This window comes from Neobacillus sp. SRL179 (genome assembly GCF_984799095.1).
Map to the genome: position 1 here is coordinate 1,429,752 of NZ_OZ481792.1, position 15,073 is coordinate 1,444,824.

The window sequence follows — 15,073 nt, forward strand, 5'->3', positions numbered from 1 at the left end:
TTAAAATAATAAAATCTCTATGAAGGATGCGAGTAAGATGACTAACAAAAAAGATAATGAAAAGGAATTGTTAGAAAATAAAGAAGTTGAAAACCAAGCAGTGATAGAAGAAAAAACAAGGGTTGAGACAGTGGAAAACAAGGGAGAAGGAGAAGTGGCAGAGTCAGTAGAATCCAAGACTGCAGAAAAGGAAGAAAGTATCGATCAACTTTCAAGCTTAGATTTACTTTGGCACCATGCGTTTGGTGAGTTAGATGAGTGGGCAAAAAGGGCAGACCATCGTGATGAGATTCTCCTAAAAGAGGCGAAACTATTTGCTGATAGTGTTCAGCGTAATCAAAGTAACTTGATTGAAGTCGCGGCACAATTTTACCAAGAATTTTCAGCATGGGAAAAAACAGCTAGAGAAGAATTTTTAATGTCTACTACCAGCCTGCAGCATTTCTTCCCAATGAAATCGTATGAAGACATAAATGCGCAAATCGAACAAATTCAGGAAAAAACCCTGTCGATCCTTGCTGCTCCCTATCAGAAGGTAGCAGGTAATCTTTCGATGGATAAATATCTTGAAATGATTGACCAATATATTACCCTGCGGAAGAAGGGGAGGCAGCAGTATATTAAAACGATTAAACAAGCAGGGAACTTAATCTATGAGAATCAAAAAGGATTTGTTAATCTGTTTGCCAGACAAATTAAAACATTAATGTTTCCATTAAATAAATACTTAGAAAAAAACGAAGAACTTACTAAAGCTTAACATGAGGGGCGATGCAGAATGACTAAAGATAAAACATATGACCCATTTGAAGGTTTTAAGCGCATGAGTGAAATGTGGGAAAACCAAATCAATGGGCTGTTATATATGATGACGGATAATAATGAGTTTGTTCGTCTGTTAAAGGTAGGTACTGAAAGTCATGCTCGCTATCTTGAACTCCTTAGAAAAAACCAGGAGCTTATGGCTAATATAATGAATATACCAACGAAAAAAGATGTTGCAAATGTGGCAAAGCTATCCATCCAAGCAGAAGAGAAAATTGATATTTTAGAAGAGCAAATTTGGAATTTACAGGACAGTATTGGTTTAATGAATAAGGAAAATCTAGAAATGATTCAAGGAATGGTGCAAGTTATTAAAGAGATGACAACTGAGTTTCAGAAGATATCGGAAGAGTTAGCTGAAAGCAAAAAGGCTCAAGCTGAACTGCATGAACTTCATCAAGGCCTTGTAGATCTAAAAATTGTTCAAATCAATATACAAGAGCTGCGAAAAGAAATGGAAGATATTAAAGGAATAAAGGCCGATTTACAAGAAATAAGAAATGCAAAAGATTACACAGATATCCAAACTAATTTACTAGAATTAAAGCAGGAACTTACCCAGTTAAATGAAAATAAAACTGAAATATTAAAACTGAAAAATCCTAGTCAAAGAGGGAAAGTAAAAGACAAGGATAAAGAAAAGGAATCTGAATTAGTACTCACTGGTTCTGACACTTCAAAATGATAATGAAAGGAGCATAAAAAGATGGGTGCAACGGCATCGTTTACGAATTTTATCCCCCAGCTGGATATAGAAAAGGAAACAGCAAGGTGGAATCAACTTAATAAAGTGTTAACAGAACCTAAGCCAGACATAATACCAACACCAAGGGAGATTATTTGGAAGAAAAACAAATCTACTTTATATTATCACCCTGCAAAGGTAAAAAAGTATCAAGTTCCATTATTTTTGGTCTACTCATTGCTGAATAAACCTTATATTTTGGACATTGGGGAGGGAAGTAGTGTTGTTGGGGGGCTGACAGAACGAGGCTATGATGTTTACTTCTTGGATTGGGGCTCTCCGGGTTATGAAGATAGTGATATTACATTAGATAATTATATCTTAGATTATTTAGAGAATGCAGTTAAACGAGCTTTGCGTCATTCGGGAGCACAGGAAATTTCAATGATAGGTTATTGTTTAGGAGGGACCATTTCAGCCATCTTTGCCTCCATTACTGAACTTCCAATAAAAAATTTAGTCCTGGCCACAGTTCCAATTGACTTTAGTGTGGGAATTGTTCCACACAAATGGTTAAAAGGGCTGCAAAAAGGAGTAATTAACTTTGATCGTTTTGCCGATGTCTATGGCGTCATTCCTTCTGAATACCTATACCTGATGTTTAGAGGTCTTTCACCGGTTTATATTAGTCCATGGGTCAATCTGATTACTCGTGCACATGATGAAGATTATGTGCAAAAATGGCGGAGAATGGACAAATGGACAAAAGACTCTGCTTCTTTTGCAGGGGCTTCCTTTAAGCAGCTCTTTAATGATTTTTATAGTGAGAACAAGCTTTTAAAAGGGGAGTTAACCATAGGTGGTAAAAAAGTAGATTTAAAGAATATTAAATGTTCGGTTTTTGTATTCTCAACCTCTAGAGATACACTTGTTTTAGAAAAGCAAAGCCTTCCAGTGATGGATATGATTTCAAGTGAAGATAAAACTTATGAGGTATTTGAAGGCGGACATGTATCATTAGCACTAACCGGGAAATTTGCCATCTTTGCGGATAAGTGGCTTTCGTCACGTTCTATGAAACTTTAAGTTTTGCTTGTATAAAAAAAGAGAGCATGAATAAAATAATAACGGGAAGATGAGGTTTCTTCCCGTTATTATTAAGCTTATACAGCCGTTTTTTGCTGGTTCAGGAATCTTCTTAACAGCTGGTTAAATCGGTCTTTGGCTTCTAGTTTAGCTAGATGACCGGTATTTCGCATAATAATAAATTCTGAATGGGGGATCAGTTTGTGCATGCACGCTTGAATCCATACCGGTAAAACGGAGTCATATTGTCCGCCAATTATAAGGGTAGGAACTTTAATTTTTGGTAATAAGGCTCGGTTATTGACTTCGAGACACATTTTTAGTGATTCAAGGAAAATATCGTGTTTGGGTCGAAAAAAATGACTGAATAGATCAATTGTTTCTTTATTCCATGAGTAAAGTGCCATACGGGAGATGAACTCTGTTTGTTTTCCTGCTGAAGTTACGGCCTCAAATTTTGTTTTTCTATTCTCAAATAATAAGCGTTTTAGTTTTTTGGGAAAAAAATGAAAGGTACTGACTAACATAAGTGAGCGGCAGAGGTGAGGAGCTTGACGGTAGATTTCCTGTGCAACGGCTCCGCCCATTGACAGGCCAAGAATGTGAGCGTTTTCAATTTGCAATTCCTGTAATAATCCAATTAAATCTGTAGCAAAAACTGGAATGGATATTTTGTCCATTCTTGTACAATCGCCATGACCGCGTAAATCTGGAATGATTAACTCGAATTGATCTGCTAATTCAAATTGATTTTCCCATCCTTCTTTTACTTCACCTAAACCATGGATTAGCACCAGTGGTTCCCCATTACCAAAATGTAAGTAAGGCACCCCTGAGTTGCTGATTTTAGCTTTTTCCATTTTACACCACCTAATCATTTTTTATTAAGTTTATAACCAAGTAATATAAGTTGTAAACATATAAGTTTTAATTTAATTTATATTTATTTTACATATTGCAAAATATTACCTATAGATGTAAAATACATATAGGTGAGGTGATAAAGATATGGTAAACAAGGATAGTCAATCAGTTAATCCATCCAAAAATTTTGTCCTGCCATTTATTTTATTGCTTCTAAGCAAGGTTTCCCTTCATGGTTATGAGTTAAGCCACAAGCTGGAGGCGTTCGGGTTTAAGACATTGGATCAAGGAAATTTGTACAGGATGCTTAGACAATTGGAAAAAGAAGAACTTGTCTCCTCGGAATGGGACACAACAGGAAGCGGTCCAGCTAAAAGAAGATATTCTATTACGAAAGCTGGTGTTACATACTTAAAGGGTTATGCTAACCAACTTGAAAGTTATCAGTCCATTCTAGATCAATTTTTCAAGATGTATTCAAGTTTTCTTGAGCTCTATATTCCTTCGTTTCAGAAGAAGGATCCAATAGAGAAAGTAAATAATAGTAGGAGGAGGAAGAACGATGGTACAGAAGAAAAATGATACAGTTACTGTTGCTGATGAAAAAATACCGGTAGGTTCATTTGTTACCACTTTTTGGGATCAATATGAGCAATCAAGCGAACGAGCACAACAGCTGCGTGAAAACCGTGAAGATGCGTACATCAATGCAGTAAGAGAGGTCATTAAATTTAACAAACAATACAGAGAAGCTATTGCAAAATTATATGGACAAACGAAGAAAACAAATAAGGATATTGTTTCTGAAGTGATTCACCAATTTAATTCAGGAAAAGAAGAACTAAGGGATGAGGCTGTTACTTCAAGCGATCGAGAAGAACTTAAAAAACAGCTAAAGGAAGTATCGGGACAAATGGAAAAGTTGGCATTAACTCCAATTCGTTCAATTTTCCATATTGTTGATCAGTTAGAAGATAACTTCGAAAAAAATGTTGAATCGAATGTGGCCTATTCACGTGAGCGCAGAAGCGCATGGAGGCAAGTTCGTAAGGAATATGTAAAGAAGGCCAGAAACACGCATTTAAATCTCTTAGAACGCAGTCAGAATAGTTTTAAAGAATTAGTAAAAACGAAATAACCATTAATAAGGGGAATTAACATCATTGATTAGCATAAGTATGGATGATAAAAGCTAAAGCCATTATTTCTTGAGACTTTAAGAAATATGGCTTTTTTATATTTTGTAAAGCTTTACTTGTGAAATAAAAATGTAATCATTTGATAACTTGAATGGCGGGTTGAAATGTTATACTTTTAATTAGGAAAAGGATTATATTGGAATTTACTTGTGAGATTTTTCTTACATAAGATTAGAAGCAAAATAGAGATTTAGCTATCATACATAGAATTTTTCCTTTTTGAGCAAAAAAATATAGTTATATTTTGCTAGTCTTCAACACTGGAATTTATTTAAGTTAATTTTTATATAGAAGAAGGCAGGGAATTCTTATGGAAAATAGGTTAACCATATTAAGTATGACCCTAATATTGGGTTTTGGAAGTGTTTTGTCACTTTCGTCAATTAATGCACAAGCCGACGAGCTTCCAAGTATCCAGGAACAGCGTTTGGGGATTCAATCGGAAATTTCCAAAACGAGTGAGGAACTTTTTCAAGTTCAAAATGAACTAGCCAAATTATCTGAACAAGTTAAGCGAGTCGAACAAGCAATAATGGATAATAAAAATATGATTATCCGAACAGAAGAAAAAGTGCAATCTTTTGAGAAAGAAATAGAAGGGCTGCAACAAGAAATTACGGTCACGAAGGAAAGAATTGATAAACGGAATGGTATTTTAAAGAATCGAGCCATGTCCTTACAGGCAAGTGGTGGGAAGGCTAAGTATATCGATGTTATACTAGGCTCTTCAAGCTTTAGTGATTTTGTTGGACGCATTGGTGCAGTTGCCACAATGGTTGAAGCAGACCAAGACCTTGTAAAGCAATATAAAGAAGACCAAAAAGAAATTGAACAGAAACAGATGGCGCTAGAAGAAAAGCTAACTGGCTTAAAAAGGATTAAAACTGAGCTTGAAGGCATGCAAGCTCAAATCATAGAACAAAAAGAGCAAAATGATGCATTAAAAGAGGAATTAAAACTGAGGGAGCTAGAGAAGCTTTCTGATAAGGCGGATTTACAAGAAAAAGAAGATGAACTGTCCTCGAAGGAGGAAAAACTTACACAGACTTTTTTATTTAATTCTTTTTCAAGAACAGAGAATTTAGATGAACTGATTCCAATCACATCAAATGAGGCCATTAACGTGGTCCTTCATTCTGGGGAAAAATATATAGGGAACTCTGTTTATGTATTTGGAGGCGGTCGAAATGCCTATGATGTTGCCAATGGAAGATTTGATTGTTCTGGATTTGTAGCATGGGCTTTTGCACAGGCGGGTATTAAGGTGGGGGCACATACTGATATTTTGAAGAATACAGGTACAAGAGTAACAATTAGTGAGGCACAACCAGGCGATCTAATTTTTTTTGATACATATAAAATAGACGGACATGTGGGGATTTATCTAGGTGGTGGGAAATTCATTGGTTCCCAAAGTTCTACGGGAATAGCGATTGCAGATATGACAAGTGGTTACTACCAGAAGAAATTTAATGGTCGGGTTATGAGAATTATTACAAATTAAAATACCATATACCAGGAAAAACAACGAAAAAGCGATGCTTGATTGGCATCGCCTTTTTATTATGGTTTAACACTCATTAAGTTATCTAATACGGTTTTCATATATAGTAATTCTTCCTTACTTTTTGGTTCTATTTCAACCTGGCCCATCTCATGATAACTTAGATTAAATTGAGGGAGGCTGCTGTTATCTGTAGTAACACTGTGAACTAAAAGTTTAACATCTTTAAGTCCAATATTACCGTTTGCTGGAACATAATGTTCTTGAAATATAGCGTTAGTCACCTTTAATTTTAAGTTTTTAAACTGAATGTCATTCTTTGCTGTCATTTGAAGTGTAATAATCCCTTTTGGAGTTGCTACTAATTTCTTTATTACAAGGTCATCTGAATTAATTTGATCAAAAACTAACTCCAGCATTGCCCGGTCTTTTTCACCTGTGGTATCTCCAACTACTAATTCTGGTTCTTGCAACGTACCTTCCATTTGTTTAGCTTCAATAATGAATCCCATTATAGGAGGGTTACTTGCAAAACTATCCTTAGTTGGGATCATTAAAACACAAAAAGTTAGAAATAAAATAATAGATAACTTATAAGGATTATTTCGTTGTTTCAATGCCATCACCGTTTCTACGAATACTATAAATCAATTGTTTTAATCCGGAAATACTTCCTTGCCCGTAGCAACTTCACTTTCAGTTATATAATCCTGCTTAGATTGTGTTTGAGATGGCTTATCTGCAATCTCAGGTTTCCATGCAATTAGCATGGATCCACCGATAATCCCAAGTATAGTTCCAATAAGAAAGCCACCTAATGCACCTAAAATAGATAATACTGATGTGAAAATTGCTAAAACACCAAGCAAAGTTGAGAGTCTAGGCATAAAAATGGCCAGAACCCCCATTAACAAGGTAATGCCTCCAAGAAAGAACCCCGCAAATAACAAATTCCCTGGAGCAGCAGCAAGTTCATAAAGCTGTGCTGGAACGTATAAAATGAATAGTCCTGAAAGGAAACACAAGGTCGCCCCCCAAAAAGGGCGCCTTGCTCTCCAATTTTTGAACTGCTCACGTTTTGAATAAGTAGAATTCATTTTTATCATCCTTACTCAATTTTCTATGGTGAATTTTTTTATTTATTAACAGAATCAGGTATTTCAAAGTATACTTTCATATTCGATAAAGTTACCTTATCTTGCCAAAGATATAGTGTTTTTAAGACACCATTGTTAATGGTAATCGTGCTGGCACTTTGAGTAAATCCTTCAGAAGCTACCTTTAATGGGTCTGGCTTTTCACCCATATAGGTTTCTTTCATTTCCATGTTAACAAATTCAGCATTACCTTGAACGACTGTGGCTTTTTGTAAAAGACCATCAATTTCTACAGGTTGTTTATCATTTTTTGACTCGATGACAACTCGAATGGTTGGCAGTCCTGGAATTGATATTTCTTTTGAAATTTCTAATCCATAAATGGTGGCATGTTCAATTTTATTAACAGCAACAGGATTATTTTGTTTAGAAATACTGTCTGCCAATCCGCCCAATAATTGAAACCCTTTTCCTTCCATTTTATCAAAGCTAACCGTAAATTCACCGACACCGCTTAATGGAACTGCGGCTGCTACACCTGTAACTCCGAATAGTCCAAGCAGTGACCCTAAGAAAACAAACCCACCCAATAATGCTATTACTAGCCTTTTCTTGATGGTTTGCCCGCCGATAATGACGGAGTCTGTTGCAAAATTCATTCTCATTCCTCCCTTTTTTATAAAAGTGAAAGCATTTATCGAAATGTAAAGGCTTACACTATTCGTCACAATTTTATGATAAATTAATAAATTTAGATATCCCTACATTTGTAGGATATTTTTCCTATTTATAAAGTTCGAGACAAGTGGCGACAAAATATTTAAAAACAGACAATAAGGGCAGGAATTTTTGGGAGTTTAGCGGAATTATGTAAGAGATAACCATCTGGTTTAATTCTAAAAATAACAACCTAGATCCTCAAGGAAGGGTGTATGCTGAAAATGTCTAAGTCATTAAACCATCATTTGGATAACCTTCTTAATGATGCTATTAAGTTACTTGCTATTTATCAAGACGATCTTCTAGATGAATGGAGACAAATGCTCCAATCCCTTAAAAATACAAAAAAGAAATCGATTGAGGTTTTTGAATTTATCAGTAAGTTTTTAGAAAGTTTTTTACAAAAAGAGAATGATGATACCGTTGATATATATGGGATGTTGAATCAATTGCAGATGGAGTGGGTTGCTTATTTCCAACGGCGTCCAGAGGCAGAGCCTCTTATCTTTCATCTAAATCTATTGGAAAATGCCGCCCATAAAGTCTTAAAATCTAGAATTGCCTACTCTTCTAAATTACACCCATCAGTACATTACCTTTTTTCAAAAATTAGTGAGGTTATGTTATTTCAAGCTGAAAAAGAGAATTATGGTATTTGGAAAGATGCAGTAATTTTATTTAATGAGTGGATCATTCGCTCACAAAATTTTCAAGAGTCAATTGAAAATATTTCCTTTGGTTTCGGTTACTTTCTTCCCTTTGAACGATGTGCTCTTTTTAAGTTTACCAATAAGGAAAGTATCGGGGTGGGCTTGTATGGTCATCATTTGAATACAGAAGATATTCAAGCCATTGCCGAAAAGATTACGAATATACCATTGCTAAATGAAAGCCTAGTAAAATTAAAATCTCAAGGACACGAAATGAAAAACTTTCAGCCCATCTTTATTCCACATGCGGAGAATGAGATGCCAGAAAAGTATGTAAATAAATTTGAACTTGCCTCGTTAATCATCGTTCCAATTTATGTTCCTGAGGAGGGGAAAATTATTGGAGGCGTAGTACTGGACCAAGGTCCAGGGGAGTATTTTACCGTTGATACCAGTTTATTTCCGGCTTTAATGAAATTTGGACAAAGCTCGGGAGAATTACTGTCAAAGTTTATTATGGCTGATATAAAATCGCAGGAGCTGCCTGAAGGAAAGTCCATTTCCTTGTCACCTAGAGAAACAGAGATTATCAAGCTTTTAGCGGAGGGAGCTTCAACTGCAGAGGCAGCAGTAAAACTGTATTTAAGCGAATTTACAGTTAGAGATTATATATCAAACATAATGAAAAGACTAAACGCACAAAATAGGACTGAAGTAGCTGTCAAGGCTATCCGAATGGGGCTTATCGATTAGATCGCTAAGTTGATGTCTTTATTGTATTTTTATGATATACCTGCTATCCACCGGTTTTTAATAAGACTATATTGTCTTTCTTTAACTTTTTGGGCAGTTTTCGAATTGAGAACTGTCCAATTTTTTAAAGTATATCTGGATAATCGCTAATCATTCCTTCAACCTGATAGTGCTTTAATAAACTTACCTCCTTTTTCTTCTTTATAGTCCATATAAACGTTTTAAAACCATACTGATGAATTCTGTTCATAAGCCGCATGTTCGCCATCGTGATTTTCGGATTTACGTAAGTAGCATAGGTAGAAAAAGACTGTAGTTCTTTGTTGGTTAGCCTTTTCATAACCCTCTTTTTAACTAAAACCCCAATGGGAATGGACGGTAAATGTTGATGAAATCGTTTCAGGGAGTTTTGATCAAACGATTGGACAATCACATCATCATTTTCACCAGTGGCAAGTCCCCTCTTTAAAAGTTCCTGGATTACTTTTTCTTCTATACCTGGATATAATATCGGATTTTTTAGCTCCAATAATAATCCCACCTTTCCTGAAAACTCATCTAAAAACTCGCCAAACGTAGGGATTCTTTCATGTTTAAATTGAGGATGATACCAGCTGCCGGCATCCAGTTTTTTAATTTCTTGTAAGGTTAGATCCTTTACTTTTCCCTTCCCATTGGTGGTTCTGTTTACAGTCGGATCATGAATGATCACTAATTCACCGTCTTTTGTTATTTGTATATCGATTTCTATATAGTCCACGCCAATATGTAAGGCTTTTCGAAAGGAAGAAAAAGTATTTTCTGGACAATGTCCAGCAGCACCGCGATGCCCAATCTTTTTGGGGGAGTGATCTGGCAATTTACGTTTTGATCGAAAAAACATCGTGATCAGGTAAAAAATGGTCGCAAAGGCTCTCAAGAAGTTGGCTCCTTTTCTCAATGACTTGTGACCATGGTAAAAAAAACAATGCTAATTGTCAATTTCCAAACGTTCGTCACACATAGTGAGATGTCTTAGGAAAGATAAATGAAAGGGAAATAGGCTTATTTATTAAAGAATGGGCTTATCCCTATATTGAAAATGATCGAATATGGATATGTGTCTATCGCACATTTTTATCTAGGTGAATAGGATATATGGAAATTGAAAAAGGAGGTAATGTAAATGTCTGGTGTAGCAGGTGGCTATGGAGGCGGATTTGCCCTACTAGTCGTTTTATTTATTTTGTTAATCATTATCGGAGCTTCTTGGGGTTACGGATTCTATTAATATAAAAAAGGAGGAAGTTACATGTTTGGATATGGTGGATTTGGCGGAGGATACGGCTATGGCGGTTGTGGCTGGGGCGGAGGTGGCTTTGGCGGCGGCTTCGCATTAATCGTTGTATTGTTTATTTTGTTGATTATTGTGGGTGCAGCTTGCTTTAGATGGTAATTTGAAATAAGGTCAAGACCCGCTTGTTTAATCAAGCGGGTTTTCTTTATAGTGCATCTGAAGACTGTTTCCATTTAGTAAATTCATCTAGTTCAGATGAGATCTTTTTGATTGTATAACCAATTACAGCTGCATCATCAAAAATGCCGAGGCCAATTATAAAATCAGGGACTAAATCAAGCGGCGAAACGAAGTAGAGAATGGCACCTATAACGGTAATAATAGTACTGGTGGATATATTTCTATATTCTCCTTTTGAGTAAGCTTTAACTAAATCAATAAAAAGGTACAGCTTATCCCACGCTTCTCCTAAATGACCTTTTTTTTCAGTTGCCTTTTTTATGGCCTTATTAAGTAAATTTTTTATCTTGTTTGGATTGTCCAGCAATTCTATTGCTTCGTTGTTATATTTAGCATGCTCTTTTTCAATGATTTTGTCTTTACCGAACAAGTTATTCACTTCCTTTTAAACCGGAATATACAATAGTTTACCACTAAAATAATAGACTAAACAAAAAAACCAGACGCATTAGAATGCACCTGGTCACATGTTAAGCAATTACGATGGTATTTTTTCCGTATGTTTGAACTAAGTTAACGATTGTTTCCACTTCTGTACCCTCAAGTGTTTCTTTTTTTATTAAGGCATCAACCAATTGCAAATACTGTGGTTGATGAGTTTGAATAAGGGTTTCTGCTTTTTCTAATCCTTTTGCGAACAATTCCTGCATTTTAGCTTCCTTATCAGGTTTATTAAATGTTAAGGTAAAACCATCTTGAAGCATACCTGTATCTACCATTTGTTCAATTAGGTGCTTAGCTTGCTGAACGTCTCCGCTGACACCGATACTGTGTTCACCAAGAAACAATCTTTCGGCAACTCCACCTGCTAATACCATGGCTACCCGATCAAGAAGATCAGACGTGGTGGATAAATCAAGTTCTTTTGGAATGGGTGCTACATAGCCTAGTGCTTCACCACGTGGGATAATCGTGGCCTTTCTTACTGATCCAGGCTTCGTTAAGGATGCCACAATTGCATGTCCTGCTTCATGGATTGCTACCCTCCGTTTTGTATCAAGGTCCTGTAAAGCTCGAGACGTACTTCCTAAAATGATCCGGTCTAAAGCATAATCAATGTCTGACTTGTTAATCCTATCTTGACCATTTCTTACGGCACGCCGGCTTGCTGTTTCAAATAATGACTGAAGTTCTGCTCCAGAAAAACCGGATGTACTTTCAGCCAAATCATCCAAACACGATAATACATCTATTGCAAGGTTTTTTCCCTTTGTATGGATATCAATAATTTCTCTTCTACCTTTTGTATCCGGCAGTGGTACATGGAAAGAGAAGTCAATTCTTCCCGGTCTGAGGAAAGCATCGTCAAGCAAGTCTTTTCTATTTGTAGCAGCAATAAACAATATTCCATCATTTGAATGACCACCATCCAGCTGAACGAGCAATTCGGTTAACGTCTTTTCTGCCTCTTCGCTGCCTTGCGCTTTTCGTTTGGCGGCTAAAGCATCCACCTCATCGATAAATATAACGGCAGGACTTTGCTTTCTAGCAGTTTGGAATAAGGAACGGACGCGGCTTGCGCCGACGCCAACAAACAATTCATTAAATGCAGATCCGCTTGTCGAAAAGAAAGAGGCATTTAACTCACGTGCAATGGCTTGGGCTAATAAAGTTTTTCCCGTTCCAGGGGGTCCGTATAATAAGATCCCTTTAGGGGGTTTAACTCCTAATTTCAGTGAGCGCTCAGGTTCTTTCAGGGTAGAAAGTGTTTGCATTATTTCTTCTTTCATTTCGTCTCCAAGTCCACCAACATCTTTTAAAGTTATGGAAGGCAATGGGCGAGGTTTAGCTACACTATTTTTCATGGAATTATGAAGACCCAGCCCTTTTGTTTTTTGTATGGAAAAAGCAATTCCAGCTATGAGTATAATAAAACCGCCCATAATCCATTTTCCGTAACGGCTGCTAGTGGTATATGAATAGTCAATATTATATGTTTCTATGAGTTTTTCAACCATTTGACTGTTAGGAGGAACATGGGAAACATATTTGGTTTTTCCTGTATTTAAATAAAGGCTGCCATCGGCTTGTTCAGTGAGTTTTACAACTTTGCCATTTTGACTTTGAATGGTTTTCTCAATGGATGAGAAGGGAATCGTAATTTCATTAGTGGATGTTTGAACAAACCAAACAATACCTGTAATGATAATGATCATTGCTATAATTAAGGGAATAAACTTTGAAACTATTTTTTTACTTTGATTCAACCATTTCATCTCCTCTTACAGTCATATATTCTATTATAAAGGTAATTTTAGAAAAAACGAGGTGGAAATCATTGGAACAATTGAATATTTTAAACAACAATAAAAAAACAGTCAACCTTTATTTTCATTATGGTGGGATGAAAAAGAAAAAATATCTTGTATATAATAGAAATATTGCAAAGTTAACGTTTGCGAGATAAGATTGAAGTTATGGAAAAAACTTTTCCGTTTAAAAGCGGTCAATAAACGAATGAAGTTGAAGAATAAAGGGTGAGAGTAGTAAAATGCTCAAAACCTAAACGTTCAGCCAATCCTTGGCTAGGGAATTTGGTCCTGTATGGGGATGTTTCACTTCATTGTCAAAAGAGAGGAAGACAAGATGGGTAAGAACTTTAAAGAAGAAGTTTTGTCACGCCGGACATTTGCGATTATTTCTCACCCGGATGCTGGTAAAACGACATTAACTGAAAAATTATTATTGTTCGGCGGAGCAATTCGTGATGCTGGAACAGTTAAAGCGAAAAAAACAGGGAAGTTTGCTACAAGCGACTGGATGGAAATTGAGAAGCAACGTGGAATATCCGTTACCTCTAGTGTGATGCAATTTGATTATGACGGATTCCGAGTGAATATTTTGGATACACCGGGACACCAGGATTTCAGTGAAGACACCTATAGAACCTTGATGGCTGTTGATAGTGCGGTAATGATTGTGGATTCCGCAAAAGGGATTGAGGAACAAACACTTAAGCTCTTTAAAGTATGCCGGATGCGTGGGATTCCAATTTTTACTTTTATGAATAAGCTGGATCGGCAAGGTAAAGCACCACTTGAGCTTCTTGCAGAGTTAGAAGAGGTTTTGGGAATTGAATCCTATCCAATGAATTGGCCAATTGGTATGGGGAAAGAATTTCTTGGAATTTATGATCGATATCACAACCGGGTAGAGCAATTCCGTGTAAGTGAGGAAGAGCGGTTTATTCCATTAAATGAGGATGGGGAAATTGAGGGAGAACACCCATTGAAAATCTCGGGACTTTATGATCAGACCCTTGATGAAATTATGCTTCTTAATGAAGCAGGAAATGAATTTTCAGCTCAAAAAGTGGCTGATGGAACTCTTACACCAGTGTTTTTTGGCAGCGCGTTAACCAACTTTGGTGTCCAGACATTTCTAGAGTCATATTTACAATTTGCCCCACCACCAAAAGCAAGGAATTCATCGATTGGTGAGATTGATCCATTAGCAGAGGGTTTTTCAGGATTTGTTTTTAAAATACAAGCAAACATGAATCCAGCTCACCGTGATCGGATTGCCTTTATACGGATTTGTTCAGGTAAATTTGAACGGGGAATGACTGTCAATATACCGCGCTTAGGGAAGCAGTTAAAGCTTTCGCAGTCCACCTCTTTTATGGCAGAAGAAAGAAATACGGTTGAAGAGGCGGTCAGCGGTGACATTATCGGTTTATATGATACTGGCACTTATCAGATTGGAGATACACTCACCACTGGCAAAGATGATTTCCAATATGAAAGATTACCGCAGTTTACGCCGGAATTATATGTAAAAGTTTCTGCGAAAAATGTTATGAAACAAAAGTCCTTTTATAAAGGAATAGAGCAGCTTGTCCAAGAAGGTGCAATCCAGCTTTTTAAAACTGTTCGGATGGATGAGTATTTATTGGGTGCTGTTGGACAGCTCCAGTTTGAAGTATTTGAGCATCGAATGAGAAATGAGTACAATGCTGAGGTATTAATGGAGCGAATGGGATCAAAAATTGCACGTTGGGTTGAGAATGAAGTGGTGGATGAAAACCTTTCAAGTTCGAGAAGCTTATTGGTAAGGGATCGTTATGACCATTATGTTTTCTTATTCGAGAATGACTTTGCATTAAGATGGTTCCAAGAAAAAAATCCTACCGTTAAACTTTATAATCCGATGGACCAACAAGATTAGAAAAATG

The 15,073-nt window shown here is 36.4% G+C and carries 16 protein-coding genes and 1 pseudogene; 10 read left to right on the forward strand and 7 right to left on the reverse strand.

The genetic code is table 11. From position 1 onward, the window contains the following. Positions 1-37 precede the first annotated feature (37 nt). From AC4E8C_RS07045 to AC4E8C_RS07055, 3 genes are read left to right on the forward strand one after another with little or no spacing between them, the layout of a single operon-like run. Positions 38-760 (forward strand): hypothetical protein, encoded by a 723-nt coding sequence (locus AC4E8C_RS07045; RefSeq protein WP_490211376.1) that lies wholly within the window; start codon positions 38-40, stop codon positions 758-760. An 18-nt stretch (positions 761-778) separates the two neighbouring features. Further along, the gene (locus AC4E8C_RS07050) at positions 779-1,510 is read left to right on the forward strand and encodes a hypothetical protein (RefSeq protein WP_490211377.1); all 732 of its coding nucleotides are present in this window, start codon (positions 779-781) and stop codon (positions 1,508-1,510) included. Between the two features lie 21 nt (positions 1,511-1,531). Further along, positions 1,532-2,596, forward strand: coding sequence for an alpha/beta fold hydrolase (locus AC4E8C_RS07055; protein WP_490211378.1), 1,065 nt, complete (start codon positions 1,532-1,534; stop codon positions 2,594-2,596). 77 nt (positions 2,597-2,673) lie between these two features. Here the strand turns inward: AC4E8C_RS07055 and AC4E8C_RS07060 are convergent, their stop codons facing one another. Next, positions 2,674-3,456 (reverse strand): alpha/beta fold hydrolase, encoded by a 783-nt coding sequence (locus tag AC4E8C_RS07060; RefSeq protein WP_490211380.1) that lies wholly within the window; start codon positions 3,454-3,456, stop codon positions 2,674-2,676. Positions 3,457-3,604: 148 nt separating this feature from the next. Here AC4E8C_RS07060 and AC4E8C_RS07065 point away from each other — a divergent pair, with 148 nt between their 5' ends. From AC4E8C_RS07065 to AC4E8C_RS07075, 3 genes are all read left to right on the forward strand, one after another. Beyond that, the gene (locus AC4E8C_RS07065) at positions 3,605-4,042 is read left to right on the forward strand and encodes a helix-turn-helix transcriptional regulator (protein ID WP_490211382.1); all 438 of its coding nucleotides are present in this window, start codon (positions 3,605-3,607) and stop codon (positions 4,040-4,042) included. Continuing rightward, positions 4,023-4,598, forward strand: a complete 576-nt coding sequence (locus AC4E8C_RS07070) for a hypothetical protein (RefSeq protein ID WP_490211383.1) — start codon at positions 4,023-4,025, stop codon at positions 4,596-4,598. The genes AC4E8C_RS07065 and AC4E8C_RS07070 overlap by 20 nt, the downstream gene beginning before the upstream one ends. 371 nt (positions 4,599-4,969) lie before the next feature. Further along, complete coding sequence (locus AC4E8C_RS07075; RefSeq protein ID WP_490211385.1) at positions 4,970-6,163, forward strand: coiled-coil domain-containing protein; 1,194 nt, start codon at positions 4,970-4,972, stop codon at positions 6,161-6,163. A 59-nt stretch (positions 6,164-6,222) separates the two neighbouring features. Here the strand turns inward: AC4E8C_RS07075 and AC4E8C_RS07080 are convergent, their stop codons facing one another. The 3 genes from AC4E8C_RS07080 to AC4E8C_RS07090 are packed head-to-tail and all read right to left on the reverse strand — an operon-like array spanning position 6,223 to position 7,919. Continuing rightward, positions 6,223-6,780 carry a hypothetical protein gene (locus tag AC4E8C_RS07080; protein ID WP_490211386.1) on the reverse strand — a complete coding sequence of 186 codons (558 nt, stop codon included), beginning with the start codon at positions 6,778-6,780 and terminating at the stop codon, positions 6,223-6,225. A 39-nt stretch (positions 6,781-6,819) separates the two neighbouring features. Next, on the reverse strand, positions 6,820-7,260 hold the full coding sequence (locus AC4E8C_RS07085; RefSeq protein WP_490211387.1) for a DUF6114 domain-containing protein: 441 nt from the start codon (positions 7,258-7,260) through the stop codon (positions 6,820-6,822). A gap of 38 nt (positions 7,261-7,298) precedes the next feature. After that, a complete protein-coding gene (locus AC4E8C_RS07090) occupies positions 7,299-7,919 on the reverse strand; it encodes a DUF6230 family protein (protein ID WP_490211388.1) in 621 nt (206 codons plus the stop codon). A 282-nt stretch (positions 7,920-8,201) separates the two neighbouring features. Between AC4E8C_RS07090 and AC4E8C_RS07095 the strand changes: the two genes are divergently transcribed. Beyond that, complete coding sequence (locus tag AC4E8C_RS07095) at positions 8,202-9,383, forward strand: response regulator transcription factor (RefSeq protein ID WP_490211390.1); 1,182 nt, start codon at positions 8,202-8,204, stop codon at positions 9,381-9,383. 124 nt (positions 9,384-9,507) lie between these two features. Here the strand turns inward: AC4E8C_RS07095 and AC4E8C_RS07100 are convergent, their stop codons facing one another. Beyond that, positions 9,508-10,302 carry a glycerophosphodiester phosphodiesterase gene (locus AC4E8C_RS07100; protein WP_490211392.1) on the reverse strand — a complete coding sequence of 265 codons (795 nt, stop codon included), beginning with the start codon at positions 10,300-10,302 and terminating at the stop codon, positions 9,508-9,510. Between the two features lie 246 nt (positions 10,303-10,548). Between AC4E8C_RS07100 and AC4E8C_RS07105 the strand changes: the two genes are divergently transcribed. Further along, positions 10,549-10,653: a YjcZ family sporulation protein gene (locus AC4E8C_RS07105; protein ID WP_490211394.1), complete on the forward strand. Its 105-nt coding sequence runs from the start codon at positions 10,549-10,551 to the stop codon at positions 10,651-10,653. 81 nt (positions 10,654-10,734) lie between these two features. Then, positions 10,735-10,818 (forward strand): annotated as a pseudogene (locus tag AC4E8C_RS07110) (YjcZ family sporulation protein); the annotation flags it as partial. Between the two features lie 46 nt (positions 10,819-10,864). Here the strand turns inward: AC4E8C_RS07110 and AC4E8C_RS07115 are convergent. Together AC4E8C_RS07115 and AC4E8C_RS07120 are read right to left on the reverse strand one after the other, a co-directional pair. Further along, positions 10,865-11,269 (reverse strand): YkvA family protein, encoded by a 405-nt coding sequence (locus AC4E8C_RS07115; protein ID WP_490211395.1) that lies wholly within the window; start codon positions 11,267-11,269, stop codon positions 10,865-10,867. Between the two features lie 100 nt (positions 11,270-11,369). Continuing rightward, on the reverse strand, positions 11,370-13,106 hold the full coding sequence (locus AC4E8C_RS07120) for an AAA family ATPase (protein ID WP_490211397.1): 1,737 nt from the start codon (positions 13,104-13,106) through the stop codon (positions 11,370-11,372). A gap of 379 nt (positions 13,107-13,485) precedes the next feature. On the opposite strand from AC4E8C_RS07120, the gene AC4E8C_RS07125 reads away from it, so the two are divergent. Beyond that, on the forward strand, positions 13,486-15,066 hold the full coding sequence (locus AC4E8C_RS07125; protein WP_490211399.1) for a peptide chain release factor 3: 1,581 nt from the start codon (positions 13,486-13,488) through the stop codon (positions 15,064-15,066). The last annotated feature ends 7 nt before the right edge of the window (positions 15,067-15,073 follow it).